Origin of the sequence: Marinobacter sp. EN3, assembly GCF_000475315.1 — a bacterium.
GTDB classification, from domain to species: domain Bacteria; phylum Pseudomonadota; class Gammaproteobacteria; order Pseudomonadales; family Oleiphilaceae; genus Marinobacter; species Marinobacter nauticus.
Map to the genome: position 1 here is coordinate 1 of NZ_AXCC01000100.1, position 1,513 is coordinate 1,513.

Consider the following 1,513-nt stretch of genomic DNA (forward strand, 5'->3'; position numbering starts at 1 on the left):
AAAGCTGCCACCCTGGCAGGCTGCCTGATTCCCCCATCAAAACGTCCGGCGCGGGATAACTAACGGTACTCTGCTCCTTTTCATCCGGAGAGGGCCAGATGCCAGCGAAGAGGTTATCCATGCGTAAAATCAAAGAAGTCCTTCGCCTCAAGTGGGAGCGAGGGCTTAGCAACCGACAGGTTGCCGCAGCCTGCGGCATCAGTCGCCCCACTGTGAGCGAGTATCTGCGGCGTGCTGCTGAGGCGGAGCTTGGCTGGCCGCTGCCAGAGGATCTGAGTGAAGCCCAGCTGGAGCAACGGCTGTTCCCGCCACCACCGGATCTACCGGCACAGGTCCGAGGCATTCCAGACTGGCAGCGGATCCACGATGAGCTCCGGGGCAAGAACGTCACCCTGTTCCTGCTCTGGCAGGAGTACCGGGAAGCCAATCCGGATGGCTACCAGTACAGCTGGTTCTGCGAGCACTACCGGGCCTGGCAGGGCAAGCTGGATCTGGTGATGCGTCAGGACCACCGAGCCGGTGAAAAGCTGTTCGTGGACTATGCTGGGCACACGGTGCCCGTCATTGATCGCACCACCGGTGAGATCCATGAGGCGCAAGTCTTTGTGGCGGTGATGGGTGCGTCCAATTACACCTACGCCGAGGCCACCTGGAGCCAGACCCTGCCGGACTGGATCGGCTCTCACATCCGGACTTTCGAGTTCTTGGGCGGCGTGCCGGAACTGGTGGTTCCGGATAACCTCCGTTCCGGCGTCAGCAAGGCCCATCGCTACGAGCCGGATCTCAATCCGACCTATCAGGATATGGCTAGCCATTATGGCGTGGCCGTTGTCCCCACACGGGTTCGCAAGCCCCGTGACAAGGCCAAGGTGGAAGGTGGCGTATTGATCGTTGAGCGCTGGATCCTGGCGGCCCTGCGCCATCGTCAGCACTTCTCCCTGGGGCAGCTCAACGCCACCATCCGTGAGCTGTTGGAGAAGCTCAATAGCCGCCCCTTCCGCAAGTTGCCCGGGTGCCGGCTTGATCACTTCAAACAGCTGGACCAGCCGGTTCTACAACCGCTACCCGCCGAGCCGTATGTCTACGCCGAGTGGAAAAAAGCCCGGGTACACATCGACTACCACGTGGCCATCGATGGGCACTACTACTCGGTGCCCTACACCCTGATCAAGAAAGAGGTGGAGGTCCGGATCACCCACAACACCATCGAATGCTTCCACCGGGGCAACCGGATCGCCAGCCACCGGCGTTCGGATCAGAAGGGTCGGCATAGCACCATCGCCGCTCACATGCCGGAGTCCCATCGCCAAGCCGGCGAGTGGACCCCAGAGCGACTGACCGCCTGGGCAGCCAAGACTGGACCGGCAACTGAAAAGCTTATCCGTACCGCGCTGGGGGCAAGAAAGCATCCGCAACAGGCCTATCGGTCCTGTCTGGGCATTCTCCGGCTGGGCCAGAGCTACGGCGAGGCACGATTAGAACGTGCCTGCCAACGCGCCCTGATGCTGGGCAG

Annotated in this window: 1 protein-coding gene; it reads left to right on the forward strand. The window is 61.6% G+C overall.

Annotated elements, in window-relative coordinates; all coding sequences use genetic code 11:
- Positions 1 to 98: 98 nt before the first annotated feature.
- A partial coding sequence (gene istA, locus Q675_RS37615; RefSeq protein WP_036193910.1) for an IS21-like element ISSpu5 family transposase occupies positions 99 to 1,513 on the forward strand: 1,415 nt, incomplete at its 3' end.